General features: G+C 41.8%; 23 protein-coding genes. 17 read left to right on the top strand and 6 right to left on the bottom strand.

All coding sequences use genetic code 11. The features are described from left to right. Positions 1 to 4 precede the first annotated feature (4 nt). The gene (locus tag DW904_RS00220; protein ID WP_118577580.1) at positions 5 to 2,224 is read left to right on the top strand and encodes a hypothetical protein; all 2,220 of its coding nucleotides are present in this window, start codon (positions 5 to 7) and stop codon (positions 2,222 to 2,224) included. Positions 2,225 to 2,578: 354 nt separating this feature from the next. On the opposite strand, the gene DW904_RS00210 is transcribed toward DW904_RS00220, so the two are convergent. From DW904_RS00210 to DW904_RS00195, 4 genes are read right to left on the bottom strand one after another with little or no spacing between them, the layout of a single operon-like run. Next, the gene (locus tag DW904_RS00210; protein WP_118577578.1) at positions 2,579 to 3,322 is read right to left on the bottom strand and encodes a response regulator; all 744 of its coding nucleotides are present in this window, start codon (positions 3,320 to 3,322) and stop codon (positions 2,579 to 2,581) included. Further along, complete coding sequence (locus DW904_RS00205; RefSeq protein ID WP_118577577.1) at positions 3,319 to 3,864, bottom strand: histidine kinase; 546 nt, start codon at positions 3,862 to 3,864, stop codon at positions 3,319 to 3,321. The genes DW904_RS00210 and DW904_RS00205 overlap by 4 nt, the downstream gene beginning before the upstream one ends. Before the next feature lie 2 nt (positions 3,865 to 3,866). After that, complete coding sequence (locus tag DW904_RS24425) at positions 3,867 to 4,034, bottom strand: histidine kinase (protein ID WP_118577576.1); 168 nt, start codon at positions 4,032 to 4,034, stop codon at positions 3,867 to 3,869. Continuing rightward, complete coding sequence (locus DW904_RS00195) at positions 4,034 to 5,128, bottom strand: cache domain-containing protein (RefSeq protein WP_118577575.1); 1,095 nt, start codon at positions 5,126 to 5,128, stop codon at positions 4,034 to 4,036. Before DW904_RS00195 ends, DW904_RS24425 begins: the two co-directional genes overlap by 1 nt. A 260-nt stretch (positions 5,129 to 5,388) precedes the next feature. On the opposite strand from DW904_RS00195, the gene DW904_RS00190 reads away from it, so the two are divergent. The 6 genes from DW904_RS00190 (at position 5,389) to DW904_RS00165 (ending at position 10,106) form a co-directional block, all read left to right on the top strand. Beyond that, positions 5,389 to 6,705 carry an ABC transporter substrate-binding protein gene (locus DW904_RS00190; RefSeq protein ID WP_118577574.1) on the top strand — a complete coding sequence of 439 codons (1,317 nt, stop codon included), beginning with the start codon at positions 5,389 to 5,391 and terminating at the stop codon, positions 6,703 to 6,705. Between the two features lie 120 nt (positions 6,706 to 6,825). Further along, on the top strand, positions 6,826 to 7,707 hold the full coding sequence (locus DW904_RS00185; protein WP_226854495.1) for a sugar ABC transporter permease: 882 nt from the start codon (positions 6,826 to 6,828) through the stop codon (positions 7,705 to 7,707). Then, entirely contained in the window at positions 7,704 to 8,525 is an 822-nt protein-coding gene (locus tag DW904_RS00180) for a carbohydrate ABC transporter permease (protein ID WP_118577573.1), read from the top strand. Before DW904_RS00185 ends, DW904_RS00180 begins: the two co-directional genes overlap by 4 nt. A 285-nt stretch (positions 8,526 to 8,810) precedes the next feature. Then, entirely contained in the window at positions 8,811 to 9,122 is a 312-nt protein-coding gene (locus tag DW904_RS00175; RefSeq protein ID WP_118577572.1) for a hypothetical protein, read from the top strand. 52 nt (positions 9,123 to 9,174) lie between these two features. Then, a complete protein-coding gene (locus DW904_RS00170) occupies positions 9,175 to 9,402 on the top strand; it encodes a hypothetical protein (protein ID WP_118577571.1) in 228 nt (75 codons plus the stop codon). After that, positions 9,399 to 10,106, top strand: a complete 708-nt coding sequence (locus tag DW904_RS00165; protein ID WP_202187640.1) for an alpha/beta hydrolase-fold protein — start codon at positions 9,399 to 9,401, stop codon at positions 10,104 to 10,106. Before DW904_RS00170 ends, DW904_RS00165 begins: the two co-directional genes overlap by 4 nt. Here DW904_RS00165 and DW904_RS24750 read toward each other — a convergent pair. Next, positions 10,054 to 10,215, bottom strand: coding sequence for a DUF6783 domain-containing protein (locus tag DW904_RS24750; RefSeq protein ID WP_334285684.1), 162 nt, complete (start codon positions 10,213 to 10,215; stop codon positions 10,054 to 10,056). The genes DW904_RS00165 and DW904_RS24750 overlap by 53 nt on opposite strands. Here DW904_RS24750 and DW904_RS24745 point away from each other — a divergent pair. The 6 genes from DW904_RS24745 to DW904_RS00135 all read left to right on the top strand — a co-directional run bounded on the left by DW904_RS24745 (position 10,147) and on the right by DW904_RS00135 (position 18,810). Beyond that, the gene (locus tag DW904_RS24745; protein ID WP_334285683.1) at positions 10,147 to 10,386 is read left to right on the top strand and encodes a DUF6783 domain-containing protein; all 240 of its coding nucleotides are present in this window, start codon (positions 10,147 to 10,149) and stop codon (positions 10,384 to 10,386) included. The genes DW904_RS24750 and DW904_RS24745 overlap by 69 nt on opposite strands. A 93-nt stretch (positions 10,387 to 10,479) precedes the next feature. Beyond that, complete coding sequence (locus tag DW904_RS00155; RefSeq protein WP_207664901.1) at positions 10,480 to 12,975, top strand: glycoside hydrolase family 2 TIM barrel-domain containing protein; 2,496 nt, start codon at positions 10,480 to 10,482, stop codon at positions 12,973 to 12,975. A gap of 182 nt (positions 12,976 to 13,157) precedes the next feature. Continuing rightward, positions 13,158 to 16,286: a glycoside hydrolase family 3 C-terminal domain-containing protein gene (locus DW904_RS00150; protein ID WP_118577568.1), complete on the top strand. Its 3,129-nt coding sequence runs from the start codon at positions 13,158 to 13,160 to the stop codon at positions 16,284 to 16,286. 1 nt (position 16,287) lies between these two features. After that, positions 16,288 to 16,710 (top strand): hypothetical protein, encoded by a 423-nt coding sequence (locus DW904_RS00145; protein WP_118577567.1) that lies wholly within the window; start codon positions 16,288 to 16,290, stop codon positions 16,708 to 16,710. Positions 16,711 to 16,817: 107 nt separating this feature from the next. After that, entirely contained in the window at positions 16,818 to 17,528 is a 711-nt protein-coding gene (locus DW904_RS00140) for a LytTR family DNA-binding domain-containing protein (RefSeq protein ID WP_118577566.1), read from the top strand. Between the two features lies 1 nt (position 17,529). Continuing rightward, positions 17,530 to 18,810 carry an ATP-binding protein gene (locus DW904_RS00135; protein WP_118577565.1) on the top strand — a complete coding sequence of 427 codons (1,281 nt, stop codon included), beginning with the start codon at positions 17,530 to 17,532 and terminating at the stop codon, positions 18,808 to 18,810. 214 nt (positions 18,811 to 19,024) lie between these two features. On the opposite strand, the gene DW904_RS00130 is transcribed toward DW904_RS00135, so the two are convergent. Next, positions 19,025 to 20,050, bottom strand: coding sequence for a substrate-binding domain-containing protein (locus DW904_RS00130; RefSeq protein ID WP_118577564.1), 1,026 nt, complete (start codon positions 20,048 to 20,050; stop codon positions 19,025 to 19,027). Positions 20,051 to 20,303: 253 nt separating this feature from the next. Here DW904_RS00130 and DW904_RS00125 point away from each other — a divergent pair, with 253 nt between their 5' ends. From DW904_RS00125 to DW904_RS00110, 4 genes are read left to right on the top strand one after another with little or no spacing between them, the layout of a single operon-like run. Continuing rightward, a complete protein-coding gene (locus DW904_RS00125; RefSeq protein ID WP_118577563.1) occupies positions 20,304 to 21,242 on the top strand; it encodes an ABC transporter permease subunit in 939 nt (312 codons plus the stop codon). A 12-nt stretch (positions 21,243 to 21,254) separates the two neighbouring features. Then, positions 21,255 to 22,148: a carbohydrate ABC transporter permease gene (locus DW904_RS00120; RefSeq protein WP_118577562.1), complete on the top strand. Its 894-nt coding sequence runs from the start codon at positions 21,255 to 21,257 to the stop codon at positions 22,146 to 22,148. Between the two features lie 21 nt (positions 22,149 to 22,169). Then, entirely contained in the window at positions 22,170 to 23,849 is a 1,680-nt protein-coding gene (locus DW904_RS00115) for an ABC transporter substrate-binding protein (RefSeq protein WP_118577561.1), read from the top strand. Positions 23,850 to 23,894: 45 nt separating this feature from the next. Then, entirely contained in the window at positions 23,895 to 25,379 is a 1,485-nt protein-coding gene (locus DW904_RS00110) for a glycoside hydrolase family 32 protein (RefSeq protein WP_118577560.1), read from the top strand. The last annotated feature ends 12 nt before the right edge of the window (positions 25,380 to 25,391 follow it).

Below are 25,391 nucleotides of genomic sequence, written 5' to 3'. Positions count from 1 at the left end.
TTATATGATAGCAGAACGAAATAAAGCGGTATTTACCCAGCCTCCGGAATCAGTGCCGGATGGCAATGTGGATGTATCCGGCGGTGGAAGATGGAAAATCTGGCAGAATGCCGGAACGAAGATTGATGCTCCCATTCTTGGAAATGGAGATTTGCTGGCTGCTGTGGCAGGAAATGCAAGGTATCCGCAGTTCTGGTTTACTACAAATGATTTCTGGCAGATGGAAAGTGCAGCGAACTGGGAGTTTTTTCATGATAACAATTCTGCCAAATGTGATCCTGCTGTAAGTGGGGGCAGTCCAAGACCTGTTGGCCGTATGGTGTTTGACATTCCAGCTATGGAGGATGCGAAGTGGTATACGGAACAGAATTTTGCAACGGCAGAAACTATAACAATATTAACAAATCCTAAAGGCGAGAAATGTGCTCTGAAAAGCTGGATGGCAGCAGATGAGAATGTTCTTGTGGTGGAGTTTGAAACGGAGACAGACCTGGATCTGGAATTTGATTTTTATTTTCCGGATGAAACGGGGAAAGGCTGTGATAAAGCAGTTGATATCTGGGGAAGCGGTGAGTCAGAGAAAATTCAAAATGGAATGTTTGTAGGGCTTGTGACAGGACGGCCGCTGCAGGTGAAGAAAACCGGAGGTGGTATTGTAAGTGGCTACAGGCAGTTTTCCGATCATGTGGACATGCCGACGAAGGTTGGATTCGCAGGGGGATTTCTGAAAAAAGAAAAGGCAGAAAACAATGTGTCCGCTGAAAAATCCAGAGAATTCGGAAATGCTTATGACTTACGTGACAGAAGCACCAGAAGAAGAATAAAAGCCGGTGAGAGGGCAACTTTTATTTTGGCAGTGCGTTCCTGGGCGAAATGCAGCAGACCTTATGAATATGCTTTTTCAAGAACAAGGTGGATAACTGCAGAAGATGTGGAAAATCTCCGCACCCGTCATCTGGCATGGTGGAAAAGATTCTGGAGCATGTCGGAAATCTCTCTGGACGATCCGGTGATCGAGCAGAGATATTATCTGTCAAAGTATATGCTGGCAAGTTTGTCACGGGATCCGGATTATCCGCCGAATATTCTTGGAATCAGTACTTTTGACCGCCCTGCGTGGAATGGAAATTACAAGATCAATTATAACCATCAGTCACCTTACCTGAACCTGATGGTTTCCGGGCACTTTGAACAGTCCGATCCACATGATGCACCTTATCTGAAATTAATGGAGATTTCAGACGAGATGTGTAAGCGCCTTCTTCATCATGAAGGGCTTTATTATCCGCTTGGACTTGGTCCTGATGGGGTGGTCAGTGAGGCATTGCTCCTGCATATGAAATCACCGGCACTTCACGGTGCACTAAATATGATCTATCGCTATGAAATCAGTCAGGATACAAGGTATGCCTGGAAGGTTTACCCATATCTCAGAGGAGTGGCTGAGTTCTGGGAAAAGGATCTGGTTCTTCGGGATGGCGTTTACCATGTGGTTGGAGATGGCATGCATGAGCGTACAGATGGAAATATCAGGGAAAATGGTGTGCCGGAGGATCCTGTAAATACTCTGGGGTATCTGAAAACATTTTTTACCAGGCTTCCCAAAATCAGTGAGGCATTGGAACTGGATGAAGAAAAACGAACGAAGTGGCAGGAAATTGCCGAAAATCTGGCACCATATCCAAAGGGAACCATTCGGGAAATTCAGGACAATCCTACATTGTGGAAAGAAGTGGATGTGAAGCTGGAGGATTTGCTTCCCCAGGAAATGCTGGATAAAGAAATTTATTATGATGAAGGTGTTGGCGGAAAGTGGTCCTTCCATTTTCCCGGAAATATAATGCATATTTATCCAGGGAATGCAGTGGGGCTTGGAAGTGATCAAAAAGAGCTGGAAGTGGCGAGAAATACAGTGCATATTCACAGCCTGGTGGAGAACAAACTGGGTGAGCTGGAGTATAAAAAGGCTCTTGAGAGAGCTGCTGATGAGAAAAAAGCAACAGTTGTAAAGCATGCCCATTTTTATAAAGCAGGGGCATTTAATGCGTCTAATCTGAGCTGCCTGTTTTTTACTGCAGCTGTCCGTACAGGCTACGACCCGGATATTATCTGGAATGAAATGAGGGATATGATTATTCATCGTGGAATTCCAAACGGCTTTCTGAAAGAAAATCCGCATGGAATTGAGCAGTTGAACACTATTCCGGATGCAATTCAGGAATGATGCTTCAAAGCTATGAAGACGTCATCCGCATTTTTCCTGTATGGCCAAGAAAAAAACATCCAAATGCTTCTTTCAGGAATTTTCGCGCATGGGGTGGCTTTGAGGTAAGTGCATCCCTTAAGGATGGGGAGATAGAAAAGGTCACTGTGCTAAGCCACAAAGGGAATACCTGCCGCGTGGAAAACCCCTGGCCCGAAAAAAGTGTTATAGTGAAATACGGTTACAGTGGACGGGAAGAGGTGTGTTTTGGGGAATACCTGAGTATTGAATTACAGAAAGAGGAACAGGTTTTGCTGTTCGTATTGTAATAAGCAGGCTGTCGGGATACTATGATTTTTATCCCGACAGCCTGTTTTATCCCCGGAATTCCAGAGGACTTTTCCCTGTGTATTTTTTAAAAATTCTGCTGAAATATCCCTGGTCATGGTAGCCGCACATTTCTCCGATCTGTTTAATGGACAGCCCCGGTTCGTGGAGCAGAAGTCTCTGGGCGTGACTCATTCGCAGGTTGATCAGATACCTGGAAGGTGTACAGTCGTAGACCTGGCAGAAAATTTTGGTCAGGTAGCTGGGACTGTAGTTCAGGTTATCTGCGATCAGATTCAGATTAATATCCTCGCTGTAATTATTTACAATAAAATCCTTAAGCAGATCAGCAATCTGAGAAGGTGTCAGGGCAGCGGCCTGTGCATTGAATATTTCTTCATAATCATTTCCGGCAATCTGAAATTCTTTTTTTATTTTTGTCAAAGTTTCTTTCAGCTCATCCGGATCAACGGGTTTCAGCAGATAATCAGAAACCTTCAGGGTAATAGCCTTTCTGGCATATTCGAAATCAGAAAATCCGCTTGTAATAATAAATTTTGTAAATGGAAACTGTTCCCGTACTCTGGAGAGCAGGGTAATTCCGTCCATAACAGGCATACGGATATCCGTAACTACAAGGTCAGGGCTGAGCTGTTCTATCAGTGCAAGTGCCTGATCCCCTGTCTGTGCTGTTCCTGCAACCTGAAAATCCGGATCCGCCTTCTGGATTTTCTGGACAAGATTATTGAGCAGAAGCTCTTCATCCTCCGCAACGATGACTGTGTACTTCATACGGTTTCTGTGTCCTCCTTATTTTGAAAATATCGACCGATAGATACGACTCCATGTCCGTCAGCATTGTTCCCATATCTGAAAATAATGTCTCCCTTGCAAAAGATTTTCCATCTGAGATATACATTGACAGTTCCCAGTCCATTTATCTTCAGTTCGGGAAGTCCAGGATTCTGAATGGCTTTCATAATGTTTGCAGTAATTCGTTCTTTGGCTTCTTCTGTAAATCCGGGGCCGGTATCAGATACTTCAATCTGCCAGCTTCCGTGTGTGACAACACTGGTAACAGAAATATTCCAGGGTGGTGCACAGTCAGAGCCATAACGGATTGCATTTTCCACTATGGGCTGGATGATCAGTTTTGGAACTGGCTGGGAAAGAAGTCTTTTATCCACATCAATGGAGTAGTTCAGGCTGGACTGGTAACGCACCTTCATGCAGTACAGGTATTTCTGCACGTAATCAAGCTCATCCTTTAAAGTAACGGTGGTTTCGGCAGTGCTGGTAATATACCGCATGATCTGGGAAAGGTTCCGGCACATTTTTACAACCGTCTGCGAATCTCCGTTTCAGCCAGCACTATAATGCTGGACAGGGTATTATAGTAAAAATGCGGGTTGATCTGTGTCTGCAGGGCCATGTTTCTGGCACGCAGCTCCTGCTCTTTTGCCTGGGTAAGCTGCTCCATGGAATCTTTCAGATTATCGCTCATCAGCTGAAAGGCTGGTAGAGCTCTTCCAGTTCATTAACGGAAACCGGATATGCAGTCACCTTTTCCTGTCCAAGTGTATCCAGCTCCATGCGCTGAATAATATGCTTCAGGTGCTTTACCGGTTTTACGACTGAACGGGAAAGCCGGTAGGAAATAAAGATGGAGACTGTCAGAAACAGCGCAACAATTGCTGCAAGAATACGAAGCAGATTGTAAACCGGAGCCAGAACTACAGATTCCGGCTGAATTGTAAGATAGGTATAGCCGGTATAAGAGGACACGGCCTCTGCTGCATATTCTGTTTTTCCTGTAAGAGGACTAATAAAAGTGAGGGCTGAATCATCTCCCTTGGTAAGTTCATAGTAGGGCTGAAGTGCTGCTTTGTATTCCTGGGAAATATCGTAGGGATAGATCAGATCGCCATTGCTGTCAAAAACATAGATGCTGGCAGCATCTTCATGGTTCTTTTTTTTATAAGTGATGATACTTTTAAAAACAGATTTGCACTGCTTGGCTGTTTCAATCACACCCACGCCACGTTTATATTGATTATTAAAGGATCGGTACAGGGAAATAAACCACTGGTCATAGGTGGCTGTTTTTGTATATTCTCTGGTACAGTAGGGTGGAGTAAGGACTTTTTTTCCCTCCAGTTCACGGGCGGCCTCAATCCACTCATCCTTTGAGCCATCCGTCTTTTTGACTATAGTTGAGATGCCGGCTTCCAGAACATATCCGGAAAAATCATAGAGATTTACCTGATCTGCCTTCAGCTCGGTTCCGGAAAGGGAAATAAACAAATCTGACATGGCAGAAAGCATATCGCTGGAAATGTTTAAGTTGAAGGAATTGTCCAGAATGGTTTTGGATTGATTGCTGTAGTTAATGTTTAAAGATACTGCATCCAGATTGCGGATCGCGGAATCTACCTGAGTCTGAAAGCTGGAATTGAGAGTGTTCATGGCACTGATCTGACTTTGCTTGAGCTGTCTGGAAACAAAAGCATAGAAAAAAACAGCAAAAGAAAAAAGAATCAGGCAGGCCAGACTGATATAGGCAAAAAAAAGCTTGGATTGCAGACTTCTGTTTTTCATCCGGCACACCTCCTTCTATAATATCAAAAATGATGGGTTTTAGTATATCATATTTGTATAAAAAGTACAAATAGATAAAAGAAAATTATTTTTTATGGTGTGAAAATAGTATAACATAAAGTAAAAAAAGTACAAATTGAAAGTTAAAATATCCATGGATTAAAAAAATCCCAACTGATAAAATAATATCATCAAAGAGCAGAGGAATCGGCGAAGATTCCTGTATGAAAATGTTATTTTTATAAAAGGAGGATATGTAAATGAAGAGAAAGAGTTTTGTAGCAGTGGCTTGTGCAGCAGCAATGATCGCGTCCATGACAAGCGGACTTACCGTATTTGCAGAGGAGACTGCAGATTTTTCCGGTGAGGAGCTGAGTATTCTGGTATCAGCAGGCTGGATGGATAACAGATATGATGCAACAATCGAGCGTTTTGAAGATACTTATGGTGTAACAGTTGACCTTCAGACTATTCCGGCTGACCAGTATTCTGATCTTCTTCAGTCAAAATTAGCTACTGATTCCTGTGCAGATATTTTCTGGATTCAGTCCAACCCATTTGCAATCGAGTCTACAATCGTTGATCCAGAGAAATACTGTATTGATTTCACAGGAGCTTCCTGGGAAGATCTTATGCCGGAAGCAAGAAAAACATCCTGTGTATACAATGATAAATTATACGGACTTCAGATCTGGCACAATTCACCAGAATATGTAATGGTTTATAACAAAACATTGTTCGAAGAGAATGGTTGGGAGATACCATCTACTTATGCAGAGCTGAAAGACCTTTGCGCTAAGATCGCAGAACAGGGAATTACTCCATGGTTTATGCCAGGTGCAGATGGATGGCAGCATCAGCTGGCATTCTTCCAGATCGGTGGTGTTTACGAAGAAGCTACACCAGGACTTTACGATGCTTTGAATACAAATCAGGCTACATTTGCTGACAATGAGAAAATGCTTGAGGTTCTGAACGAGTTCAAAGAGCTTTCCGATGCAGGATATTTCGGAGAGGACTGGATTGGAACTGACAGCACCAACCTGACAAATGAATTTGGCGACAGAAACATTGCAATGGCTATGGCAAACTCCAGTTACATTCAGCAGATCAAAGATGACACAGGCACAGAGGATGAGTTTGGTATGTTCCTGATCCCACTTGGCGATAACACCTGGTATCCGACCAACCCGGCTGGACCTACCATGTTTGGTTACAAGGGAACAGAGCATGAGGATCTTGTAAAAGAATTCTTCAATTTTGTTACAACCACAGAGAGTCTTCAGGAAATCCTTGACAACTCTCCTGCATACACAAACGTTGATATGAACGATGATGCAATTGAGCAGCACTGGCTGCCAGAGGAAGAAGAGTTCCTTGCAACAGTAGATGACAGCAAGAAGAGCGTATCTGTTCTTCAGACTGGTACCAAATATACAAACGACTACTGGATGCAGTTCGGTCAGGATATGGTTGCGTTCTGCCAGGGCGAAATGGAAGCAAATGACGTTCTTGCAAATATGGACACCAACCGTGCAGAGGCTGCCAAGACAGTTGGCGATGCAAACTGGAACTAAATAAAGTTTTTCGGTAAGAAATTGACATAATTATTTAAGCATAAGATATTTAATAAGGGTATATCTTCAGTGCGAAGGAGTGATTCCTTCGCACTGTTTGATAAAGGGGAGGTATCGCCTTTGAATAAGAAGAAAATTTATCCACAGTGGTTTCTGATACTGCCGCTGGCTTTGTACATTATCTTTTTCCTGCTTCCCAGTATAATGGGTGTTGCATATTCATTCACTGACTGGAATTCAAGAAGTGTATTAAATGGTATTCATTTTGTCGGACTTGACAATTTTAAAGAGATTTTCACATCAAACAAAGATTACTTAAGCGGTATTGGAAATACATTGAAATTTACCATTATTTCCAATATTGTGAAGCTGATTCCGGCACTTCTGATTGCCATCATGCTTCAGGAAGGACTGAAAGGAAAGGGACTTTACAGAACACTTTTGTATCTGCCGTCTATCCTTCCTTTTGTTATCATTGGTCTTGTTTTCAAGTCCATTCTCAACTATAACAATGGTCTTTTAAATGCAATTCTGGATGGTCTGCATCTTGGAATCCTGAAACAGAAATGGCTTTCGGATCTTGGCGTTGTGTGGAAATCCATTTATGGTGTGGATGCATGGAGAGGTATTGGTTATGTAATGACGATTTTCCTTGCCGGTCTTAATACCATTCCGAGATCCTACTATGAGGCAGCTGAGATCGATGGGGCAAACTTCTGGCAGAGGCTTCGCTATGTGACACTTCCAATGCTCAGCGGCGCCATTATGATCAACCTGGTATTTGGTATTACCTATGGCCTGAAGGTATTTGATATTGTTTACGTTCTCACAAACGGTGGCCCTGGACATGCAACAGAGGTTCTTACCACCTATGCATTCCAGCTTTATTCCAGAGGTCAGTATGGTATGTCTTCTGCTTTGAACAGTATTCTGCTTCTGATCACAGCAATTGCTGGTGTTGTAATTGTTAAAACTTTAGGAAAACAGGAGGTACAGCAATGACAAAGAAAAAAGTTCAGAATCTGCTGAAACATCTGGTATGCATCCTGCTGTGCCTGACCGTTATCCTGCCTTTTTATATGGTAGTTATAAACTCTTTCAAGAGTAAAGGCGAGGCTTCCCGAATGAGTCTTGCCATGCCGAAGGAATGGCTGTTTTCCAATTATACCGAGGTTATTGACAAAGGAAACCTGATTCAGGGATTTTCAAACAGTTTGCTTTATGCACTGGTTGCAACCACTTTTGGGGTTGTGCTCTGTGCAATGGCTGCCTTTGTAATGTGCCGCAAGCGTACCAGATTAAATGTATTTTTATATTATTTCGTACTTTGCGGACTGTTTTTCCCGGTTAACTATGTAACATTGGTGAGAGTATTAAGCACTCTTCATCTGAACGATACGCGACAGGGAATTATTATGGTGTTTACAAGCGCCATGATTCCGTTCTGTGTGTTTACTATCCGCAACTTTGTGGTTTCCGTTCCGGTGGAGCTGGACGAGGCAGCAGTCATTGACGGTGCAGGTCCTATCAGCCTGTTTTTTAAGATTATCATGCCTCTTCTGAAGCCAACTATGGTGACCTGTTTTATCCTGCAGTTCATGGGTGTGTGGAGCGATTTCCTGACTCCATTGTATCTGTCAAGCAAGAGTAAAATGTTTCCGATGACTATGGCAGTTTATCAGTTCTTTGGAAAAAATAAAAGCTACTGGAATTACATTTTTGCTGATATTGTACTTACCTGTATTCCGGTTGTGATCGTGTATATGATCGGACAGAAATATATTGTGGGCGGTATGACTTCCGGTGCGGTGAAAGAATGATCTGGGGCGCGCAGCGAGGCTGCAAATTATAATTGAAATTCCTTCTAAACCGGGAATGGTTCTTTGAATGTTAGGATTTGGAGAGCTGTTTCCGGTATTTTTTTGCCTAAAAGGTGCCTACATTTGCCAGAATGCTGAAAAATAAGAAGAAATCTGTTATCTTTATCTGTGAAGAATTTTATTGTATGTAGTCTGCGGTTTCTGAGCTGCAAATTGCGGATTTTTCAGGAAATGATCCATGAAATGTGGTAAAGTATCTGGAGAAAATGTAGGAGTGGGAAAATAATGAGGCATAAAATTGAGATGACAGCAGATGAAAAAATGTGGAACCGGATCAGCCAGATTCCCGCAGTTGTTCTGGTGCTGCTTTCCGGAATTGATATTGTCCGGTTTGCAATTTTGGGAGATAAGACAGCATTTATTACATTCAGTATGATCGCGGTGGTTTTTATGCTGGTGGCGTATATGGCATGGAAAAGCAGAATGCCATTTTTATATCTGCTGATTGCAGCGGCAGCTTTCATTCTGTATTTTAATACCAATTTTCTACCAGTACATATTATTTTAACTGGTTATTTCTGGCAGAGGCTATTGTAGCCACGCTGGGAGGAAGCCTGGGGACAACGGTGATGATCTGGAAAAAATCCCTATGGGGCGTGTGGCAGTTTTACCGCTTGCGGCAGCAGTTCTGATACTGGCAGGATTTCTGGGATTTTGGAAAGTAAGGTATGATGCAGGACATGAAGCGCAGGGACTGGCAAGAGATGAACTGTGGGCAGTCCCTGCAAAATATGATGGGGAAGAACCAGAACAGGCTGGAACCGTGGAAGAAGTTGTATACGATACCAGGCTTATGCCACTGATGGAAGAAGCGTGAAAAAGTCAGCTTATGTATATCTTCCATATGGTTACAATAAGGAAAAAGAGTATAATATTCTGTATCTGATGCATGGAACTGGTGATGATGAAAAATACTGGCTGAAAACAAATCCATATAATAAAACCATGCTGGATAACATGATCGCAGATGGAGATATTGAGCCACTGATCGTGGTGACACCAACCTTTTATGTGGAAGATGACTGTGCAGATGATCTGGATCAGCTGACCTATTCTTTTGCAAAAGAGCTGCGAAATGATCTGATGCCTGAGATCGAATCCTCTTATTCTACATATGCAAAATCGGCAGATGATAAGGGATTTTCCAGGAGCCGGGATCACAGAGCCTTTGCAGGTTTGTCAAGAGGGGCGGTAACGATGTATCATTCCGTATTGTGCCAGAGCCTGGATTATTTTTCCTGGTTCGGGGCCTTCAGCGGAAGCAGGACAGACAAGACTGCATTTGAAGACACCATTCAGACAGGCGATTTTGCAGAACTGCCAATTCATTATTTATATGTGGCAAGTGGCAACTTCGACTTCGCCCTGCCTGGACAGATTCAGGATTACCAGGCTCTGCTGGATATTGAACCCAGATTGCGGTCTGGTGTAAATACCTGTTTTGATGTATTTCCAATGCGGTATCATTCTATGGGAAACTGGCATCTGGCGCTGTATAATTTTTTACAGAAGATTTTCTAGAGCGTGTTTGAAAAAGGCTTTCTGCAAGATGTGCGTCACAATTTGTGGGAGATTTCGCTCGGATGAGGGCACCGTAGCGGACTACGGCAACCGAATTCGGGTGAAATATACCGCAAAGTGGGGCGTGCAGATTGCGGGAATGATTTTTCAAACAGGCTTTAGAGCCTGTTGCTGCGAACAGGAGAACAGCAATGCGCTTTTTGCACAGTTGGCGCGTGTTTTTTGGCAGGTTGCGTTTGGAATAGCGCAGCCTGCTTTTTATTTGGTAGAATTAAGCTGAGAAGCAGCATTCGGTTATGAGTAAGTAGCGAAGCGGACCTGGAATATCCGCTTGACATTAAAAGAAAATTATAGAAAATTTCAGGAGGAAATCATGAAGCAGTCATTTAACGAAAACTGGATTTGCTACAAAACAGGAGATAAAGAAAATGCATTTGCAGTAACTCTTCCGCATGATGCCATGCAGCTGGATGAGAGAAGCGAGACAAGTGCCGGCGGTGTGAATACAGGATGGTATGAGGCACAGGATTACACTTACGAGAAAACATTTATCCTTCCAGAGAAAGCGAAAGACGAGAAAGTGATCCTGGAATTTGAGGGCGTTTACCGTAAGGCAACTGTATATCTCAACGGCGAAAAAGTTGCATATCATTCTTATGGCTATCTTGGTTTCTATGTAGATGCAACAAAATATGTAAAATCCGGGGAAGAAAATGTGATCCGGGTGGAAGTGATCAATCACGATCAGCCTAATAGCCGCTGGTATTCCGGTACCGGAATTTACCGTCCGGTGTGGCTGTATATCGTGCCGAAGAAACATTTAAGATTTGACAGCGTGAAGATCACTACACTGGATTATAAGGAGCCGAAAATCCGCGTGGAGGCATGGCCGAATGCTGCCGGTGAGGTGAAAGTGGAAATTATGGAGAAACAGATTGTTACCAGAAAAGCTGTGGCTGGCGAAAGTGCAGACCAGACAGACGAGACCATAGAGCAGTGTATTGACGAAAATGCAGTACAACCAACCGTTCAAAATTCTGACAAAGCATCAGATAAGATCATCGCCTTGGAAATTCTCCAGGCAGATGGTAAATTTTCTAGAGAAATTGCTCTTCCGGGAGCAAACCTTTGGAGTCCGGAAGCACCGAATCTTTACACCTGTCGCGTAACCTTCGGCGAGGATATTCAGGAAGAAACCTTTGGAATCCGTGTAGTAAGCTGTACTCCGGAAGAGGGCTTCTGTATCAATGGAAAACGTGTCCTGTTAAAAGGTGGCTGTATCCATCACGATAACGGCCTTCTTGGTGCCTGTGCGTATGAATTTGCAGAACGCCGTAAAATCCGCATCCTTCTGGACGCTGGCTATAATGCAATCCGTTCTGCACATAACCCATGCTCCAAAGCACTTCTTCGCGCCTGTGACGAGATGGGAATGCTTGTAATGGACGAATATATTGATGGCTGGTATATCCATAAAACAAAGTATGACTATGCAGATGAGATTCTGGAAAATTACAGAAAAGACTTAAAAGATATGGTGGATAAGGACTATAATCATCCATCTGTGATCATGTATTCTACAGGAAATGAAGTGTCTGAGACTGCGCAGAAAAAGGGAATTGCCCTTACAAAATCCCTTACAGACAGACTTCATGAGCTGGATTCCACTCGCCCTGTAAGCTGCGGAATCAACATCTTCTTTAACTTCTTAAGCTCTATGGGATTTGGTGTTTACAGCGATAAAAAAGCAGATGAAGCTGCTGAGAATGCCAAGAAGAAAAAGGCTGTGGGAAGTGAATTTTATAACACGGTAGCCGGAATTTTTGGTGCCGGATTTATGAAAACAGGAGCAACTCTTTATCCATGTGATGTGAAAACAAGGGATGCATATGCCAATATGGATGTAGCAGGATATAACTATGGAATCAAGCGTTACCGTCATGACTTAAAGAAGTATTCCAAGCGAATTATTCTTGGAAGTGAAACCTTCTGTGCAGATGCTTACAGATTTATGCAGGAAGCAAAACGTGATAAGCGTATCATTGGTGACTTCGTCTGGGCAGCTCAGGATTATCTGGGTGAGGTTGGAATCGGCGCATGGGAATATAAGGATTATGCACCTCGTTTTGATGGCGGCTGTGGCTGGGTAAGTGCCGGTTCAGGCCGAATTGATCTCACAGGAAAGCCTCTTGGTGAGATGGCATATACCAGAGTTGCCTTTGAACTGGAGAATCTGGCAATTGCAGTTATGCCGGTTGATCATACAAAGGATGCCCATTCTCCTTCTGCATGGAAAATGACAAATGCAATGGAAAGCTGGTCATGGAATGGCTGTGATGGGAATGCAGTAAAAGTGGAAGTTTACACTCGTGCAGATCATGTGAAGTTGTATATAAACGGCAAGTGTGTAGGCACTAAGAAGCCGAAAAATGACTGCAAGGTATTCTTTGATACAACCTATCAGAATGGAGAAATCAAGGCTGTTGCCTATGATGCAGATGACAATATAATTGAAGAGAAAACCTTGACAACCGCGGGAAAAGAAACAATCCTCCAGGCAGAACCAGAGCTTACCTGTGTGAATGCAAACACCGATCTTTGCTACGTAAGAATGCGCTACACAGACGAAAACGGCCAGACAAAACCGTTGGCAAGAGGCAGAATCAAGCTTGCTGTAAAAGGTGGCGAGCTTCTGGCATTTGGAAGTGCCTGCCCATACTATCCGGAAAGCTACCAGAGCAATGAGACAGATACTTATTATGGAGAAGCACTGGCGATTATCCGTCCACAGGCTGGAGCTGGTAAAGTAGTTGTGAAAGCTGAATCTGAGCTTGGAAATGCAGAGACAGAGATTGAAATATTAGATTGATTTAAATTTCATATGCTTACCAGTTTTGCCAGAAACGGTTCCAAATTTGCCAAATTTTTCACAAATCCCATTCCTTTTGCTATAGTAAATCCAGCGGTTCAAACAGAACTGAAAGGACAGAGTAACTATCTGAAAAGTATGTGTTTATCTGTCAAAGGAAATTTACTAGGAGGAAAGGAAATATGAAAAAGCATACCGGGAAAATCTGGCGTGGTTTGGCAACAACTACAGCCTCACTTCTCACAATCACACTGGGCGGAAGCTCAATTGCAAATGCAAGAGTGGATTTCATTAATGCGACACTTGGAACCTCAAGCTACAAAATCGAGCAGGGAGATTCTGACTCTGATGGCATTTATTATGAATCTGAATTTGACAATGTAGAGGATCTGGTAAAGGCTAAAGAACAGCTGGCTGCTGAAATTTCTTCAGAAGGTTCCATTTTATTCAAAAATACAGATCAGACTCTTCCACTTGACAAATCCAAAGAAGCTGTTACCCTCTGGGGCTTAAACAGCCATCTTCCGGGAACCGGCGGATTAATTGGTTCCTCTGTTGTGGCTGATTCAGAGGATGGTCAGATCGCTTATGGTATTGAAGAAGCTATGGATGAAAGAGGCTTCACAGTAAATGAAACCATGAAAGGCTTTTATGCAAGTGAAACCTGCGCGCCATATTACAGAAAAGCTTCTTTCTTTGGAAATGAAGTTCCGGGCCATAGCCTTGTACCTGCTTTTTCCGCTTCTTATAATGAAGCAGATACATATACAGTAGGTGAGGCACCTGCTGAACTTTACACAGATGATATTCTGGAATCTGCTAAGGATACAACAGCAATTGTTGTTCTTTCCCGAGACAGTTCAGAGGCGTCTGACTACAGCAAAAATATGAAGGATCCTAATGGGGACAGCTTCGACACCCCGATGTCTATCTCAGCTTACGAAAAAGAGATGATCCAGCTTGCAAAGGAAAATAGCAATGGCAAGGTGATCGTTTTGATCAACTCTGACGTTCCTATGGAAATCCAGAAACTGAAGGATGATCCGGAGATTGGAGCAATTCTTTGGACTGGACTTCCGGGAATGAATGGATTCCTTGGAGTATGTGATGTACTTTCTGGCGATGTGAATCCATCCGGTCATATTTCTGATACTTATGCCACAAGTTCTGTTTCTGCTCCGGCAATGACCAACTTTGGTCTTTATACTTATACTAATGCTTCCAATGCAGAATCTGGTGCAGAACTTACAGAAGCAGACAAGGGTGACTGGTATGTAGTAGAAACAGAAGGTATCTATATTGGTTATAAATATTATGAAACTCGTTACGAGGATACTGTTCTGGATCAGGGAAATGCAGCCACCACAGAAGGCTCTTCTACTGGCAAAGCATGGAACTATGTAGATGAAGTAACTTATCCGTTTGGATATGGTTTATCTTATACAACCTTTACTCAGGAGCTGGAAAGTATAGATGTAATATCTGGGGAAAAGGGACTTGCAAAAGTGAAGGTAACCAATACCGGTGACGTTGCCGGAAAAGATGTTGTCCAGCTTTATGTACAGACACCATATATAGAGGGCGGACTGGAGAAAGCTTCTATTCAGCTTCTTGATTTTGGAAAAACAGAGGTTCTTGAGCCTGGCGAATCACAGACTCTGGAAATTGAGTTCGCTCCGGAATATATGGCAAGCTATGATGAAAAAGCTGTAAAAGAAGATGGAACAGAAGGCGCATGGGTGCTGGATTCCGGTGATTATTATTTCACAATCGGAAACGGTGCGCATGAAGCATTAAACAATGTCTTGGCGGTAAAAACAGATTCCACAGACGATCTGATCACAATTACAGACGATGAAACAATTGAGCCGGAAAATGTAGTGACAGTTTCTCTTGGTGAAGATAAAGAGACTTATTCTGAAAACGTAGAGAATGCATTCCAGGATTGCGATATTAACAATCTGATCCCGGATACTGCTGAATACACTACACGTTCTGACTGGAGCAAGGGCTGGAAAGAAGTGGAAAGCATTACTCCAATAGAGGAAATGATGAAAGGTCTTACAAACTCCACTTATGAACTTACTGAGAACAATGACGAAGAAGTTGTCTGGGGAGCTGACAACGGATTAAGCACCGTTGATTTCCTCCAGTTTAATGAGGATGGAACTTTCGCAGGTGCACTTCCTCTGTCTGATGAAAAATGGGATCAGCTTATGGATCAGCTGACTTTGGAAGAGGCTGCCAACTTTATTGAAAAAGCAGGAGATAAAAACTTTGAGAAGCTGGATTCTATTTTCCTGCCAGAAGCAATCTGGTATGACGGACCAATCGGTTACAGCTACGACCAGATTGCAGGATATGCAACCCGCTGGAATGAATCCAACTCTTCCGAGCCGACTTATGTTTCTTCAGACAACGAATATGCTTCCTACTCTATGAGCTCCATGCCTACAGAACCTGTAGTTGCAGCAACGTTCAATAAAGAACTTGTAGAGAGAGAAGGAGAGCTCTTTGGTGAAGATGGATTGTGGTCCAATGCCAACTCCATTGCAGCACCTGGTCTTAACATTCACCGTGCACCTTACTGCTCCAGAAATCATGAATATTATTCAGAAGATGCCATGCTTACCAACCTGTTGGGACAGGCTGTCTGCAAAGGCGGAAAATCCAAAGGTCTTATGATGATGCCGAAACACTATATCATGAATCATCAGGAGTTAAACCGTTCCGGTGTTTCCACATTTTTCACAGAGCAGGCTGCAAGGGAAAATGAACTCCGTGCATTCCAGGGAGCTATGGAAAATAACTATGCGCAGGGAATCATGACAGGCTTCAACCGTCTTGGAACTGTATATTCAGGAGCTTCCGAAGCTTCACAGGTGCAGGTTGCACGTAACGAGTGGGGATTTGAAGGCTGGATCGTAACAGATATGATCAACGGTGCTGATTACATGAACTGGAGAGATATTGTATTTGGCGGCGGTGGCGGATGTCTTACAACTTCCGCATATGAAAGCGCTAATATTGGTTCCATGACTTCAACCGAGAACCTAAAGCTGATTGCAAAGGACTCTGCTTTCCAGAAAAAGATGAAAGAAACAATTAAATATTTCGTATATAATACAGTTGCAAGTAATGATATGAATACAATTACAACCTCCACTAAATATATTCACGTTCTTACATGGTGGCAGATTGCCTTTATGGCAGCAGAGGTGGTATTTGGACTTCTGACACTTTTGTTTGCAGTTATGTACCTTCGAAATTCACTTCGCAAAAAGACAGTTTACGTGAAGGAGGACAAGTAATATGGGATATCTGAAAAATAAAACATTTGGTTTTTACTTAAGTTTTGTGGCTGCAATCCTTGCGCTGATCGGCTTTGTAATGTACCGCCAGGCAGGACATACAGAAGCTTATATTGAGGTTCTGCTGCTTGTAACAGTGGTTCTGCAGATTCTTGCGATGATCGTTTTGAAGGTGGCACCTGATTTTAAGTGGACAAGCCTTCTGCTTACTGCAAATGCAATTCTGACTGCAGCAGCACTTGTTAACAGTTTTTATACACAAGTTGATTTTATTGGATATGTGGTATCAGGACTTTATGAGTTTGCAACCATAAAAAAATTCATAATTTCAGCCGTACTTATGGCACTTTCCATGATTGCATATATTGTTTCCTCTTATTCTGGATTTCAGAAATGTACTTGTAAGGATGAGACAAAAGCTTGATTTATCTGCTGTAAAATATGGCACAAATTAATATTTACATGGTATAATGAAAAAGCCGGAATGCCCAAAAGGACTCCGGCTTTTGCCGTATACCATGGAGGATAACTATGATTACCATTGCTATTGTGGAAGATGATAAGAAAAGTGCAAAAATTCTTCAAGACTATATATTACGCTATTCAGAAGAAAAACAGGAACCGTTAGCTGTAGAATGCTTTGAAAACGGATTAAATTTTATCAGCGATTATAAAGCCAGCTGCGACATTGCTCTTATGGATATTGAAATGCCTCATATGAATGGTCTTGACACCGCCAGAAAACTGCGGGAATTTGATAGCCAGATTCCTCTTATTTTTATTACCAATATGGCGCAATATGCCATTAACGGATATGAAGTGCAGGCTCTTGATTTTATGGTAAAGCCTATTGAATATTTCAACTTTTCGCTGAAACTGGACAAAGCGATCCGAATCTGTAAAAAGCTTCATGGTTATCAGATATATGTTCCTTCTGAACAGGGAACTGTTAAAATTGATATTGCAGATCTGATTTATATTGAAAGTGCAAAGCATTATCTTTATCTTCATACTTCGAAAGAGACCTTTCGCCTGCGAAGCACAATGGGAGATTTTATAGCACAGCTTCCGACAGGTCGCTTCTCCTGTTGCAGCAAATCCTTTTGTGTAAATCTGGAATGGATTTCCCGCTATCAGGGAAACAGCGTGTTTGTAAATGGAAAGGAATTATCGATTTCCCGTTCTTATAAAAAAACTTTTATAGATCAAATGACAATGTACATTAACCGGGGAGGAAACTGACGTGGCAATTTATGAAATATTAGCTTCATCTACAAGTGAAATACAGGGAATTACCTGTTTTATCATCCAGCTTTTTATAGCGGAAGCTATGTTCTTTTTCCATCTAAAAAAAAGGAAACGCTTCTGGTTACGCCTGTTTGTAGGGGGAACTGCCTGTCTGCTTTTGGGAGTTACCCTTCCAATTATAATTGGTCAATATATAAGCGGAATTCGAACCTTTATTGTGCTTGTTTTTATGCAGCTTTACATGTGGTTTTGCTTCAGGCGTTCTTTTTTGGATATTTTATTTTGTACAATTGGAGCTTTTACTGTACAGAATCTTGGAAGCAATATTCAGGTGCTGCTTTGTATCGTGACCAAAACTTCTTTCAAGATGCTTTCCACGGAAATGGTCATTGGATTTACCATTGTATATATTATTTGCTATCTTACCTGTGCAGCAAAAATAAAAAATTTTCCGAATATCAGCCAGAATAGAGTCCGTGTACTTTGGGTAGCCATTATTTCCTTATGTGTCTGCTGGCTCCTTCAAAGCTGGCTGATCAGTGAAAAGCTGGATATGGTTATGGCGTGCCGTGTTCCATTTGTATTCTGCTGTATTTTATCTCTTTTTATGCAGTTTGGGCTTCTGGAACAGTCCCGGCTTAATGAAGAAAATCTGGCTCTTGAGCAGTTAATAAAGGAAAATGCAAAACAGTATGAGTTGTCAAAGAAAACAGTTGAAATCATTAACATGAAATGTCATGATCTTAAGCACCGGATTCTGGAATTGGAACAAGCCGGAAATGCAGATCATGGCCAGCTGGAAGAAATACGTAAAGCAGTAGATATTTATGACGGGCTTGCGAAAACAGGCTGCCAGCCATTGGATATTATTCTTTCAGAAAAGAATCTTCTTTGTGAAAAATATCAAATTAAGTTTTCATATATGATTGATGGAGAGAAGCTTACTGGTATTAAATCGGGAGATATCGCTGCCATATTTGGAAATGCTTTAGATAACGCTATTGAATGTGCAGCGGAGCTGCCAGTTGAAAAAAGAATTATCAGCCTCATCGGATATGCGAGACAAGATGTGATGGGGATTCATATTGAGAATTATTGCGAGGATGAACTGGAATTTCGTAATGGGCTTCCGGTGAGTACCAAAGGAGATGATAATTATCATGGCTTTGGCATGAAAAGTATTCAATATGTGGTGGAAAAATATGGCGGAAATCTTGTGGCGAATTTGGAAGAAAAGATTTTTAGTGTAGATATTATTTTTCCAGTTCTAGATTAGAGCCTTTTTCAAACTGGGGAGGTGCCTTTTTTTGAACGCAGATATGCATTCCCCCGCTTCAAGTGCGCGGAGCACTAAGCGGCAGGTGAGGGGGGATGCTTCTGTCAGTGGGAGCCTTCAGCTCCTACTGACAGATCGCAAAGCGACTGCGTTCATGAGCAAGTAGCGAAGCGGACCTGGAATGTCTGCTTTACTAATATACGACAGCAATAAGTTAACTGGTAGTATTCCGGCGAATCAGCACCGGAGTGATCTGTTTGTGAATTGGCTTTTCCAGTGGCTTAGGCGCTCGCTTTTTTTGCTCTTCCATCTGCTGCACCAGAAGCTCCATGGCAGTCTGTGCAATAACATCAATTTGCTGACCGACAGTTGTGATCGGAAGGATTGATTCACTGGCAATTGGAGAATTATCAAAACCTATAATTTCGTAAGTAGGTGGTAATTTACCATATTTCTGGAAAATTAAATTGAGAAACATATTGGCATAGGTATCATTCGCAAGAAAGATACCTTTTTTTTGATTCGGATACTTTTCTTCAATTCTTGTAAAGATACGTCTTATCACATTTAAAATCTCTTGATAAGAATTGCCGCTTACGCTTAGATCAATGTCATAAGGAACCTGATATTCTTTACATGTTTCCTCAAATGCACGTATACGATCATAAGCCGGGACTGTTTTTTCAACATTGACATTGATATGAATCAATATATCACATTTATCACGAATTAACAGGGAGGTAGCCTGAAGGGAACCCATATAATTGTCAGTGGTAATGCTGCTGATATATTCTGCCTCTCGCTCAATGGCAATGACAGGAATCTGATAGGAAGCCAGTTTTTGGGATGACAGTGTATGGCTTAAAACAATAAGCCCCTCAATCTGATAGGAAAGAAGCTCTTCAATATACTGTTGTTCCTCTTCGGCACCGTGTTCACTGGAAAAAACAAGAAATTTGTAATGGTAGTTACTATAGCTTGAAAGAAGCTGTGTCAGCATTTCAGAGTAGTAATGCAAGTAGAGATTTGGAACAATAATTCCGATAAACTCACTTTTACCATTTGCCAGAACTTTTGCAAGTTTATTTTTTTTATAGCCAAGGGTATCAAGGGCCTGTGAAATCTTTTCCTGATTTTCAAGCGTAAGAGAATCGGGATGATTGAAATACCGTGATATTGTAGTTTTTGAAAAATGAGTATATTCTGCAATATCTGCAAATGTCACCTGTTTTTTTGCCATAAAAATTTAATCTCCTTATAAATAAATGAGAATAATATTGGGGAATCTTTTAATTACTGGGATTATATTATTTTTTTAGTATAGCAATTATTTAAAAAAAAGGCAATGCTAAAATAACCGATTACGTAACCGGTTATTTTAGCTTGAAAAAGTGTTGACATATGAACTTGGATGTAGTAACATCGAGCTATAAAGTAACCGGTTACTTAACCGGTTCCGAGAACGAAAAGGGAAAGGAATGGAGGAGAAGTGCATGAAAAGAATGCAGAACCAAACAATGCCCGTGAAAAAGCAAACGTGGAGAGATAAGGCTACATATGTGAAGAAAAACTGGCAGTTATATCTTTTTTTCTTAATGCCAGGACTTTTACTGACAATCATTTTTAAGTATCTTCCTATGGGGGGACTTCTGATTGCATTTGAGGATTACAACGTAATCAAGGGAGTGCTTGGAAGTCCATGGGTCGGACTTGAATATTTCAGGCGGTTTTTATCTTCACCGGATTTTATGAACTACCTGTTGAATACGTTAAAACTGAGTATTTATGGACTGTTGTGGGGCTTTCCGGTTCCGATCATTCTGGCATTGCTTTTAAATCGTATCCGCAGAACCGGAGTTAAGAAGAAAGTACAGCTTTTGGTCTATATGCCGAACTTTATATCTGTAATTGTACTTTGCGGTATGGTACGAATGCTGCTTTCTCCAGTCGGACCTCTGAATAAACTGTTAGGAATCAGTACGAACTGGATGACAATGCCATCTGCTTTCCGCACCATTTACATAGCAAGTGGAATCTGGCAGACAGCAGGCTGGGCCTCTATTATGTACACGGCTGCTTTATCCAATGCAAGCAAAGAACTGGAAGAAGCAGCTATTATGGATGGCGCAAATCTTCTGCAGCAGATCTGGTATGTGGAGCTTCCTGCAATCAAGAATATTATTGTAATTCAGTTTATTCTGCAGGCTGGAAATATTATGAGTATTGGATTCGAGAAAGCCTATGCATTACAGACAGATATGAACCTGCCGGCATCAGAAATTTTATCAACATATGTATACCGTATTGGTCTTTTGAACGGCGATTATGGTTATTCGACGGCTGTTGGTCTGTTTAATTCAGTAGTAAATGTAATTCTGTTAGTTTTTGTAAACTGGGTGGTAAAGAAGCTGAACGACGGAGAAGGATTATAGGAGGAAGCGAAGATGGAGAAAATAAAGAAAAAATATTCGAAGACAGACTGTCTTATCCTTGGAATTGGATTCCTGATTCTTGGACTGTTTGTACTTTCTATTGCAATTCCAATCGTGTATGTAGTGCTTGCCTCTTTTATGGATCCTACAGTTTTGAATAATCAGGGACTGAGTTTTCATATTAAGGACTGGACTTTGGATGCATATCGCAGAGTACTGGAAAATGAGATGATCTGGCGTGGATTTCTGAATTCTTTTCTGTATTCACTTGCATTTACAGCTATTTCTGTTTTTATAACATTGCTGGCAGCGTATCCATTGTCCAAGAAGGAATTTGTGGGAAGAAAATTTTTCAATCTCATTTTCCTGATTACAATGTTCTTTGGCGGTGGAATGATCCCGACTTTTATTTTAATCAATCAGCTGCATATGGTAAATACAGTCTGGGCAGTTTTGATTCCTGGAGCATTTAATGTATGGAATATGATCCTTGCAAGAACATACTACCAGTCAATCCCGGCAGAATTAAGAGAAGCTTCCGCAATTGACGGAGCCAATGAGATCCAGCATTTCTTCAAAATCATGATGCCGGTATGTAAGCCGATCATTGCAGTACTTGCACTGTGGTCATTCGTAGGAATGTGGAACAGCTATTTTGATGCAATGATTTATCTGAATGATGCAAATCTTCAGCCTCTGCAGTTAGTACTTCGTTCCATTCTGGTACAGAATACTCCGCAGCCAGGTATGATTGCAGATATTCAGAGTACTGCTGAAATGGCAAAGGTAGCGGAACAGCTGAAATATGCAACCATTGTAGTATCAAGCTTACCGCTTTTAGTAATGTACCCATTCTTCCAGAAGTATTTTGATCAGGGAATTATGGTCGGATCAGTAAAAGGCTGATAAGAAAGGAACGATACAGATATGAAGAAAAACAGAGTAAAAGGTTTACTTGCACTTGGACTTTCTTTGACGATGATGATAAGTACGGCAGGGTGTGGAAAAGAGCAGCAGCTTAATGCGGAGATCAACCCGGACACACCAGTATCTGAGGTACAGTTTCCATTAAAGGAAACAGAGGAGCTTTCTTTTATTACAAGTGCACCGGCTACTTCCACACAGGATCCTAATGAAAGAGTGATTTTCCAGCGACTGGAAGAACAGACAAATGTTCATATTGACTGGACCTGTTTTGTATCAGATCAGTTTTCAGATAAAAAGAATCTGGCATTGGCTCAGTTTGGAAATCTGCCGGATGGTCTGTTTAATGCAGGTATGAGTGATTATGACCTGCTGCGTTATGCCAAGCAGGGAATTATCATTCCACTGGAAAATCTGATTGACAAATATATGCCGAATCTTCAGGCTGTGTTTGAAAAATACCCAGAGTACAGGACTATGTGCACAGCACCGGATGGACATATCTATTCTTTCCCGTGGATTGAACAGCTTGGTGCAGGAAAAGAAGCAATTCAGGCGATTGGAGATATTCCATATATTAATAAAAAATGGCTTGACTACCTTAGACTTGAGATTCCTACAACAACAGACGAACTGGAACAGGTACTGATTCAGTTCCGCGATCATGCAGAAGAACTGGAGAAAGAATTTTCCATTGAAGGTGATGTAATTCCAATGTCCTTTATTATCAATAATGGAGATCAGGATCCGGCGATTTTAATAAACGGATTTGGAGAGGGTTACGGAGACACAGGAGATCATTTCGCGGTAACAGATGAAGGAAAAGTAATTTATACAACTGTTCAGGAAGGCTACAAGGAAGGAATTGAATGGCTTCATAAACTGGTGACAGAAGACCTTGTAGATCCGGAAGCCTTTACACAGGAGTGGTCTACTTATGTTGCAAAAGGAAAGAATCACCGTTACGGACTCTGCTTCACATGGGATATCGCGAATATAGATAACAATACAGATTATGTAATGCTTCCGGCACTGACCGGACCGGATGGCATGAGAAATATTACCAGACAGAACAACAGTGAAACCAGTGGATTTGACCGTGGAAGATGTGTTCTTACATCCAGTTGTCGTAATACAGCACTTGCTGCTGCATGGATTGATCAGATGTATGCACCCCTCCAGTCTCCGCAGAATAACTGGGGTACTTATGGCGAAGAGGATTCCTTTAACATTTTTGAACTGTCTACAAACAAAGACGGCGGCGAAATGTTAAAACATATGGATCTGGGAGAGCAGTCTCCAGTGGAAGTGCGTGAGGCGCAATCTGTAAATGGCCCTCTGGCCGTGCTGAATGAATATTATGATGTATATGTGACACAGCCGGAAGATGCAAAATGGCGTCTGGATAATATGCACGAGACATATTTACAGGATATGAACAGCAAATATGTTTATCCGAATGTATTTATGAGTATTGATGATACAAACAAAGTATCACAGTATGATACCGATATTAAGAAATACGCAGAGCAAAAGAAGGCAGACTGGATCCTGAACGGAGGAATTGAGGAAGAGTGGGATTCCTATCTGGAAAAGATGGAGAAGTACGGGCTTTCAGATTATCTTTCAATTAAGCAGAAATATTTTGACCAGTATCAGGAATCCTTAAGCGCGGAAAAGTAACAAAAGATGTAAGAACTGAACAACGACTTTGACAGGAGATTTTTCATGAGCGAAATGTTAGAAAAGGCAAGAAAATATGAATTTACACAGGGACAGCAGATTAAAGCGGAAGACAGACCGGCTTTTCATATAACTCCTTATGTTGGATGGATGAATGATCCCAATGGATTTTCCTGCTATAAGGGAGAATACCATTTGTTTTATCAGTACAATCCATATAACACACATTGGGACAGCATGCACTGGGGGCATGTGGTAAGTAAGGATCTGCTGCATTGGGACTATCTCCCGGCAGCATTGGCACCAGACCAGGATTACGATAAAGTGGGCTGCTTTTCCGGAAGTGCCATAGAGCTGGAGGACGGCAGACAGCTGCTTATGTATACAGCTGTGGACCGGGAAATACTGGAGGACGGAACCGCAAGGGATGTTCAGACACAGGCGGTGGCTGTGGGAGATGGAAAAGATTACGTGAAGTATGACAAAAATCCGGTCCTGACCTTTAAAAATCTGCCGGAAGGTGCAAGCAGAGTAGATTTCCGTGACCCAAAAATCTGGAAAGAAAAAGATGGAAACTTTTATTGTGTCATAGGCAGCCGTCCTGCTGATGGAAGTGGACAAATTCTTCTTTACAGAAGTAAAAATGGTTTTGAATGGGAATTTGTAAGTACTTTGGCAGAGAATAAAAACCGCTATGGAAAGATGTGGGAATGTCCGGATTTCTTTGAACTGGACGGCAAATATGTGCTTCTGACAAGCCCACAGGACATGATTCCGGAAGGAATGGAATATCATAATGGAAATGGAACATTATGTATCATAGGAGATCTGGATTCTGAGACACATACTTTGAAGGAACAGTCTTATCAGAGTGTGGATTATGGAATTGACTGTTATGCAATGCAGACATTGCTTGCTCCAGATGGAAGAAAAATTATGATTGCCTGGATGCAGAACTGGGATACTCTTGCTTATCGCAGAAATGAATCTAAATGGTTTGCACAAATGAGCCTTCCGAGAGAATTGTCTGTGAAAAACGGAAGATTGTATCAGGTTCCGGTCAGAGAACTGGATTCCATGCGTGCAAATAAAGTCGAGTACAGGGATGTTGTGATTAAAGACACCAGAATCACACTTGACCAGATTGAAGGACGTACCGTAGATCTGGAGCTTGTAATACGACCGGTAGATAAAGATAAGCTTTATAAAAAATTCGAACTCTGTTTTGCAGAGAATGAAAAATATCATTCCACTTTACGATTCCGTCCAGATGAATCAGTTTTGAAAATCGACAGAAGCTTCTCCGGAAGCGAACGTGCAGTGGTTCATCAGAGAGAATGTCTGGTAAATGGTGACTGTAATGAATTGAAATTACGAGTAATTCTGGACAGATTCAGCGCGGAAATATTTATCAATGACGGAGAACAGGTTATGTCTGCTGTGATTCTTACAGAACAGAATGCAAAGGGAATTTCTTTCTTTGTTGACGGTGCGGCTAAGATCGATGTAGTGAAATATGATTTGGTATGAAAGTTCCAGAAG

The organism is Ruminococcus sp. AM42-11, from assembly GCF_003480145.1.
Taxonomy (GTDB): Bacteria; Bacillota; Clostridia; order Lachnospirales; family Lachnospiraceae; genus Blautia_A; species Blautia_A faecis.
The sequence above is the reverse complement of the archived record's forward strand: the minus strand, read 5'-3'. Positions and strand labels throughout refer to the sequence as shown.

Bases quoted from the DNA above. Each gene is read 5' to 3' on its own strand.
- DW904_RS00220 (WP_118577580.1), top strand. From the start codon at position 5: ATGATAGCAGAACGAAATAAAGCGGTATTTACCCAGCCTCCGGAATCA.
- DW904_RS00210 (WP_118577578.1), bottom strand. From the start codon at position 3,322: ATGAAGTACACAGTCATCGTTGCGGAGGATGAAGAGCTTCTGCTCAAT.
- DW904_RS00205 (WP_118577577.1), bottom strand. From the start codon at position 3,864: ATGTGCCGGAACCTTTCCCAGATCATGCGGTATATTACCAGCACTGCC.
- DW904_RS24425 (WP_118577576.1), bottom strand. From the start codon at position 4,034: ATGAGCGATAATCTGAAAGATTCCATGGAGCAGCTTACCCAGGCAAAA.
- DW904_RS00195 (WP_118577575.1), bottom strand. From the start codon at position 5,128: ATGAAAAACAGAAGTCTGCAATCCAAGCTTTTTTTTGCCTATATCAGT.
- DW904_RS00190 (WP_118577574.1), top strand. From the start codon at position 5,389: ATGAAGAGAAAGAGTTTTGTAGCAGTGGCTTGTGCAGCAGCAATGATC.
- DW904_RS00180 (WP_118577573.1), top strand. From the start codon at position 7,704: ATGACAAAGAAAAAAGTTCAGAATCTGCTGAAACATCTGGTATGCATC.
- DW904_RS00175 (WP_118577572.1), top strand. From the start codon at position 8,811: ATGAGGCATAAAATTGAGATGACAGCAGATGAAAAAATGTGGAACCGG.
- DW904_RS00170 (WP_118577571.1), top strand. From the start codon at position 9,175: ATGGGGCGTGTGGCAGTTTTACCGCTTGCGGCAGCAGTTCTGATACTG.
- DW904_RS00155 (WP_207664901.1), top strand. From the start codon at position 10,480: ATGAAGCAGTCATTTAACGAAAACTGGATTTGCTACAAAACAGGAGAT.
- DW904_RS00150 (WP_118577568.1), top strand. From the start codon at position 13,158: ATGAAAAAGCATACCGGGAAAATCTGGCGTGGTTTGGCAACAACTACA.
- DW904_RS00145 (WP_118577567.1), top strand. From the start codon at position 16,288: ATGGGATATCTGAAAAATAAAACATTTGGTTTTTACTTAAGTTTTGTG.
- DW904_RS00140 (WP_118577566.1), top strand. From the start codon at position 16,818: ATGATTACCATTGCTATTGTGGAAGATGATAAGAAAAGTGCAAAAATT.
- DW904_RS00130 (WP_118577564.1), bottom strand. From the start codon at position 20,050: ATGGCAAAAAAACAGGTGACATTTGCAGATATTGCAGAATATACTCAT.
- DW904_RS00125 (WP_118577563.1), top strand. From the start codon at position 20,304: ATGAAAAGAATGCAGAACCAAACAATGCCCGTGAAAAAGCAAACGTGG.
- DW904_RS00120 (WP_118577562.1), top strand. From the start codon at position 21,255: ATGGAGAAAATAAAGAAAAAATATTCGAAGACAGACTGTCTTATCCTT.
- DW904_RS00115 (WP_118577561.1), top strand. From the start codon at position 22,170: ATGAAGAAAAACAGAGTAAAAGGTTTACTTGCACTTGGACTTTCTTTG.
- DW904_RS00110 (WP_118577560.1), top strand. From the start codon at position 23,895: ATGAGCGAAATGTTAGAAAAGGCAAGAAAATATGAATTTACACAGGGA.